General features: G+C 72.9%; 5 protein-coding genes. 2 read left to right on the top strand and 3 right to left on the bottom strand.

The features are described 5' to 3' along the window. Window positions 1-48 precede the first annotated feature (48 nt). From KN815_RS44545 to dhaK, 3 genes are read right to left on the bottom strand one after another with little or no spacing between them, the layout of a single operon-like run. The gene (locus tag KN815_RS44545) at window positions 49-465 is read right to left on the bottom strand and encodes a PTS-dependent dihydroxyacetone kinase phosphotransferase subunit DhaM (RefSeq protein WP_014058773.1); all 417 of its coding nucleotides are present in this window, start codon (window positions 463-465) and stop codon (window positions 49-51) included. Further along, the gene (gene dhaL, locus KN815_RS44540) at window positions 462-1,097 is read right to left on the bottom strand and encodes a dihydroxyacetone kinase subunit DhaL (RefSeq protein WP_093468828.1); all 636 of its coding nucleotides are present in this window, start codon (window positions 1,095-1,097) and stop codon (window positions 462-464) included. Before dhaL ends, KN815_RS44545 begins: the two co-directional genes overlap by 4 nt. Before the next feature lie 58 nt (window positions 1,098-1,155). Continuing rightward, window positions 1,156-2,148, bottom strand: a complete 993-nt coding sequence (gene dhaK / locus KN815_RS44535) for a dihydroxyacetone kinase subunit DhaK (protein ID WP_216347486.1) — start codon at window positions 2,146-2,148, stop codon at window positions 1,156-1,158. Between the two features lie 142 nt (window positions 2,149-2,290). On the opposite strand from dhaK, the gene KN815_RS44530 reads away from it, so the two are divergent. Both KN815_RS44530 and KN815_RS44525 read left to right on the top strand, forming a co-directional pair. Next, window positions 2,291-4,399: a pyridoxamine 5'-phosphate oxidase family protein gene (locus KN815_RS44530; RefSeq protein ID WP_216347485.1), complete on the top strand. Its 2,109-nt coding sequence runs from the start codon at window positions 2,291-2,293 to the stop codon at window positions 4,397-4,399. A 136-nt stretch (window positions 4,400-4,535) separates the two neighbouring features. Next, window positions 4,536-5,714 carry an acyl-CoA dehydrogenase family protein gene (locus KN815_RS44525; RefSeq protein ID WP_216347482.1) on the top strand — a complete coding sequence of 393 codons (1,179 nt, stop codon included), beginning with the start codon at window positions 4,536-4,538 and terminating at the stop codon, window positions 5,712-5,714. Window positions 5,715-5,789 lie beyond the last annotated feature (75 nt).

Genomic DNA, 5,789 nt, shown 5'->3' with positions numbered 1-5,789 from the left:
GTGCCGGTCCGCGCCGTGCCGGTCCGCGCCGTGCCGGACCTCGCGCTGTCAGACCTTGCGGTAGTCGTACGCCTCCGAGGCCGCCTGGAGCACCCCGTCCACGTCCGCCCCGGTGGAGGCGGTGACGAGCGCCGCGACCGCCCCCTCCACGAGCGGCGCGTCCACCAATCGGGTGCCCTCCGGCAGTTCATCGCCCTCGGCCAGCAGCGCCTTGACGGCCAGGACCGCGCTGCCCAGGTCCACCAGGACCGCCACTCCGGCGCCCCGGTCGACCTCGTGGGCCGCCTCCGCTATGAGCTCCGGGCTGGTGCCGAACCCGCCGTCCGCGGTGCCGCCCGCCGCGCGGACCGGCGCCGCGCCACCGCCGGACAGCCCCTTCGCCATCTCGGCCACCGAGTCCGCCACCGCCGCGCTGTGCGACACCAGCACTATGCCGACCAGCTTCTTCTCGCCCTCGTCGGTCATCGGGCCGCCTCCGCCAGTGCCGCGATGAGCAGCGCCGACGAGGTGGCGCCCGGGTCCTGGTGGCCCACGCTGCGCTCACCCAGATAGCTGGCCCTGCCCTTGCGCGCCAGCATGGGCACGGTGGCCAGGGCGCCCTTCTCGGCGGCCTCGCCCGCGGCCGCGAACGACCCGGTGGCCCCGCCCAGCGCCTCGACGGCGGGGAGCAGCGCGTCCAGCATCGTCTTGTCGCCGGGCGCGGCGCCGCCGAGCTGCGCCACCGCGTCCACCCCGGCCCGCAGCGCGTCCGCCAGTTGCTGCGGGGTGATCTGCTCGGCGTCGCCGAGCGCCTTGCCGGCCCGCCGCAGCAGCGTCCCGTACAGCGGTCCGGAGGCCCCGCCCACCTTGGAGATGAGCTGGCGCCCGGCCAGGATGAGGGTGGCCCCGGGCGAGCCCGGCGGCTCCTTCTCCAGTGCCTCGGCCACGGCGGCGAAGCCGCGCTGCATATTGGTGCCGTGGTCGGCGTCGCCGATCGCGGAGTCCAGGTCGGTGAGACGGGCCGCCTCATGGCTCACGGACGTGGCCGCGGCGGTGAGCCATCGGAGGAAGAAAGGGGTGTCGAGCGTGTCATCGACGGCGGGTTCACTGCTGGACACAGGCGCCTCCTCGGTCGTAGCCAACGGCGACAGCGTACGTATCGGGGGCCGGCCGGCCTCAGGCACCCCAGCGCAGCCCGGCGGTCCGCACGGGCGCGTCCCACAGCCGCAGGAGGTCCTCGTCGACCTGGCACAGCGTGATCGAGGCGCCCGCCATGTCGAGTGACGTGACGTAGTTGCCGACGAGCGTACGCGCCACCGCCACCTGCCGCTCGCCGAGCGCCCGGTGCACCTCGGCGGCGAAGCCGTACAGCTCCAGTTGCGGGGTCGCCCCCATGCCGTTGACCAGGAGCAGCACCGGGTTCTCCGGGCGCAGGTCCTCGACCACCACCTGCACGGCGTAGTCGGCGATCTCATGGGAGGTCATCATCGCCCGCCGCTCACGCCCCGGCTCGCCGTGGATGCCAACCCCCAACTCCAGCTCCCCAGCGGGCAGTTCGAAGGTGGGGCCGCCCTTGGAGGGGGTGGAACAGGGGCTGAGCGCGACGCCGAAGCTCCGCGAGAGCTCGTTCACCCGCCGGGCGATCGACTCCACTCGCTCCAGCGGCGCGCCCTCCGCGGCCGCCGCGCCCGCGATCTTCTCCACGAACAGGGTGGCCCCGGTGCCGCGCCGGCCCGCCGTGTAGAGGCTGTCGGTCACCGCCACATCGTCGTTGACCAGGACCTTCGCGACCTGGATGCCCTCGTCCTCGGCGAGTTCGGCGGCCATGTCGAAGTTGAGCACATCGCCCGTGTAGTTCTTGATGATGAACAGCACGCCCTGGCCGCTGTCCACCGCCGCCGCGGCGCGCACCATCTGATCCGGCACGGGGGAGGTGAACACCTCGCCGGGGCAGGCGGCGTCGAGCATGCCGCTCCCCACGAAACCGCCGTGCAGCGGCTCGTGTCCCGATCCACCTCCGGAGACCAGCCCCACCTTGCCCTCGACCGGCGCGTCCCGCCGGACGATCACCCGGTTCTCGACGTCGACGATCAGTTCGGGGTGGCAGGCGGCCATTCCGCGCAGCGCGTCGGCGACCACCGTCTCGGGGACGTTGATGAGCATCTTCATGGGTGTGTCCGTCCTCCGCCGGATGGGGGCTGTGCACCGCTGCCACAGCCTACGGATCCGTCGCGTCCATGGCACCCCTTGGACACTGGGCCGGATGGCCTAATAGGACGAAAAAGGTACATAGATATCATATGGTGCGCGCATGGAGAATACTGCCGCACCGGCGGCCGCCGTCCTGCCCCCGCGCCCCCAGCCACGCCAGCCGCGGCGGTACCGTCGCCCGGCCCCCTGGCTCGGGCTGGTGGCCATCGGATACGCCGTGGTCCAGCTCGCCATGGTGATCCCGCACACCGGCCACGCGCTGGGCTGGGACGAGTCCGTGTACGTCTCCCAGGTCGATCCGCGCACCCCGCCCGCGTACTTCAGCGCACCCCGCTCGCGCGGCGTCAGTCTCCTGGTCGCGCCCCTCGTCGCCGCGACCGACTCCATTCCGGCGCTGCGGATCCTGCTCATGCTGGCGTCCGCGGGCGCGCTCTACGGCGCCTTCCGGGTCTGGACCCGGCTGCTGCCCCCCGCTCAGGTCGCCCTGGCCGCGCTGCTGTTCTCCGGACTGTGGATCACCCAGATCAGCGGGCCCGCGGTGATGCCCAACCTCTGGGTGGCGATCGGCGCCGTCGCCGCCGTCGGCTGGTTCCTCCGCGCGCCGCACGAGACCAAGGCCCGCTGGTGGCTGGCCGCCGTCCTCGCGGGCGTCACCCTGGTGCGCACCCCCGACGGAGGATGGCTCGCCCTGCCGCTCCTGGCCGGCGCGATCGGGGTGCGCACCTGGCGGCCCGCCCTGCCCGCGCTGATCGGCGGACCGCTGCTCGGCGCCGCCCAGTGGATCGGCGAGGCGTACGACCGCTTCGGCGGCATCGGCGAGCGGCTGAACGCCTCCAGCGAGGTCGAGGGGGGCATGGGCCTCCACTTCAGCGTGGGGGCCGCGCTGCGCAGCCTCAACGGACCTCAGCTCTGCCGCCCCTGCGAGGTGCCGTTGCGTCACCCGGAGCTGACCGTATGGTGGCTGGCGCTGCCCGTGCTGACCCTCCTGTGCGTCCATGCCGCGCTGCGCGACCGCCAGGAGCTGCGCCGGGTGCGGGTGGGGCTGGGCAGACCGGCCGTCCGGCTCCCCGCCGTACCGCTGACCGTGCTGCCCATCGTCTGCGCGGCCACCCTCGCCCTGCCGTATCTGCTGCTCATCGGCTACTCCGCACCGCGCTTCCTGATGCCCTCCTACGCGCTGCTGGCGCTGCCGATCGCCGGGCTGGTGTTCCACGCGGTGCGGGCCGCGCGCTCGCCGCAGCATCTGGCCGTCGCCCTCGGGGTGGTCATCACCCTCCATCTGGCCAGCCAGTTCGTCATCCTCCACCACGCCGCCGAGCAGTCCGACCGCACCACCGGGCGCTATCGCACCGCCGCGCGGGGGCTGGAGCGGCTGGGGCTGCGGCCGCCCTGTCTGGTGACCGGCGACCGCGCCCTGCCCGTCGCGTACCACGCGGGCTGCTCCTCCGCGCAGACCAGCGGCAACAACCGGTCCACCACCCTGCCCACGCTGCTGCGCCGCGCCGCCCGTGAACCCACCGCGCTGCTGCTGCCGCGCGGCCGGACCCGGCCGCCGTCCTACGCCCGGACCTGGGTCGGCTATCCGCTGCCGGGCACCGAGTGGAACGCGTATCTGCCACCGGATCAGGCGCGGGAGTCGGAAGCCGGGAAATCCCGACAGGAGATGTCCGGAAACGGCCCGAGCATGGGCGCCATGACGATGACCTACCCGACCACGAGCTGGGCCGGCTTCGCGGCGGCCGAGCCCGCCTTCGCCGACTACGCCCAGGACCGCTTCGGCCACTACCGCCACCATGTGCTGGCCACCCTGCGCCAGGACGGCTCCCCGCGGGTGACACCGCTCGAAGTCGACTTCCTCTCCGGCGAGTTGTGGCTGGGCATGATGCCCGACTCGCGCAAGGCGCTGGACCTGCGCCGCGATCCGCGGTTCTCGGTGCAGGCCAACCCCGGCCCCGGCGACGGGCTGACCGAGGGCGATGTGCGGGTGAGCGGCCGGGCGGTCGAGGTGACCGACCCCGAGACGGTCGCCCGCTTCGCCCAGGAGGTCCGGCCGCCCGAGCCCTTCCACCTCTACCGCGCCGAGCTGACCGAAGTGGTGCACACCGCCAAGGAGAACGGGGAGATGGTGCTGCGCACCTGGCGTCCGGGCCAGCCGGTTCAGGTCGTACGGCGCGGCACCGACGACAGTCCGCCCCGGGTGGAGGGCTGAGGCCCGGGCCGTGGACCGGGTCGACGGGCCCGGTCCACGGCCCTTCCGTATTGTTGGAACACGTTCTACCGTGCCCCTCGATCCCAGGACGCTCCCAGACCGCCGACACGGCGCACGCGAGACTCCAGGAGGGGCCGTGGACCTCGAATACACCCCTGATCAGCGGCGGTTGCGCGATGAGCTGCGCGCGTACTTCGCCGAGCTGGTCCCCGATGACGCCTACGCCCGCTACGCCGACTCCACCGGGCAGAAGCGGTTCTACCGCGAGACCATCCGCCGGCTCGGCACCGACGGCTGGCTGGGGGTCGGCTGGCCCCAGGAGTACGGCGGGCGCGGGCTCGGCCCGGTCGAGCAGTTCATCTTCTTCGACGAGGCGGCCCAGGCCGGCGTGCCGCTGCCGCTGATGGCGCTCAATACGGTCGGGCCCACGATCATGCGGTTCGGCACCGAGGAGCAGAAGGCGTACTTCCTGCCCAAGGTCCTCTCCGGCGAGATCGACTTCGCGATCGGCTACAGCGAGCCCGACGCCGGTACCGACCTCGCCTCCCTCAAGACCCGCGCGGTGCGCGAGGGCGACGAGTACATCGTGAACGGCCAGAAGACCTGGACGACCAACGGCGACACCGCCGACTGGGTCTGGCTCGCGGTCCGCACCGACCCCGACGCCAAACCCCACAAGGGCATCAGCATCCTGCTGGTCCCGACCGCCGACCCCGGCTACTCCGCCACCCTCATCAAGACCCTCGCCTCCCACGACACCACCGCCAGCTACTACGAGAACATCCGCGTCCCGGCCACCCGCCGGGTCGGCCCCGAGAACGAGGGCTGGCGCATGATCACCACCCAGCTCAACTACGAGCGGGTCACCCTCGCCGCCCACGGCACCATGGCCATCCGCGCCCTGCGCGGCGTCCGCCAGTGGGCCGCCGACACCAAGCTCCCCGACGGCCGCCGGGTGATCGACCTGGCCTGGGTACGCGGCCGGCTGGCCCGTACGCACGCCCGGCTGGACGCCATGAAGGTGCTCAACTGGCAGATGGTGGACGCCCTCCAGCGCGACACGCTCACCCCGCAGGACGCCTCCGCCGTCAAGGTGTACGGCTCCGAGGCGCGCCGCGACGCCTACGCCTGGCTGATGGAGATCGTCGGCGCCGCGGGACCGCTCAAGGAGGGCTCGGCGGGCGAGGTTCTCCATGGAGAGCTGGAGCGCGGCTACCGCAGCAGCGTCGTCTTCACCTTCGGCGGCGGCAACAACGAGATCCAGCGGGAGATCATCTCCTGGATCGGCCTGGGGATGCCACGGGTGCGCCGCTGAGCCGCCGCGGGGGCCTCGCCCCACGAACGGCACGGTCTCCGGGTGGCCGGAGGACAGCGGCGGGCCGGACACGGG

Origin of the sequence: Streptomyces niphimycinicus, from assembly GCF_018883605.1 — a bacterium.
GTDB classification, from domain to species: domain Bacteria; phylum Actinomycetota; class Actinomycetes; order Streptomycetales; family Streptomycetaceae; genus Streptomyces; species Streptomyces niphimycinicus.
This window is presented reverse-complemented; position numbering and strand designations above follow the sequence as displayed.

Bases quoted from the DNA above. Each gene is read 5' to 3' on its own strand.
- dhaK (WP_216347486.1), bottom strand. From the start codon at position 2,148: ATGAAGATGCTCATCAACGTCCCCGAGACGGTGGTCGCCGACGCGCTG.
- KN815_RS44545 (WP_014058773.1), bottom strand. From the start codon at position 465: ATGACCGACGAGGGCGAGAAGAAGCTGGTCGGCATAGTGCTGGTGTCG.
- KN815_RS44530 (WP_216347485.1), top strand. From the start codon at position 2,291: ATGGAGAATACTGCCGCACCGGCGGCCGCCGTCCTGCCCCCGCGCCCC.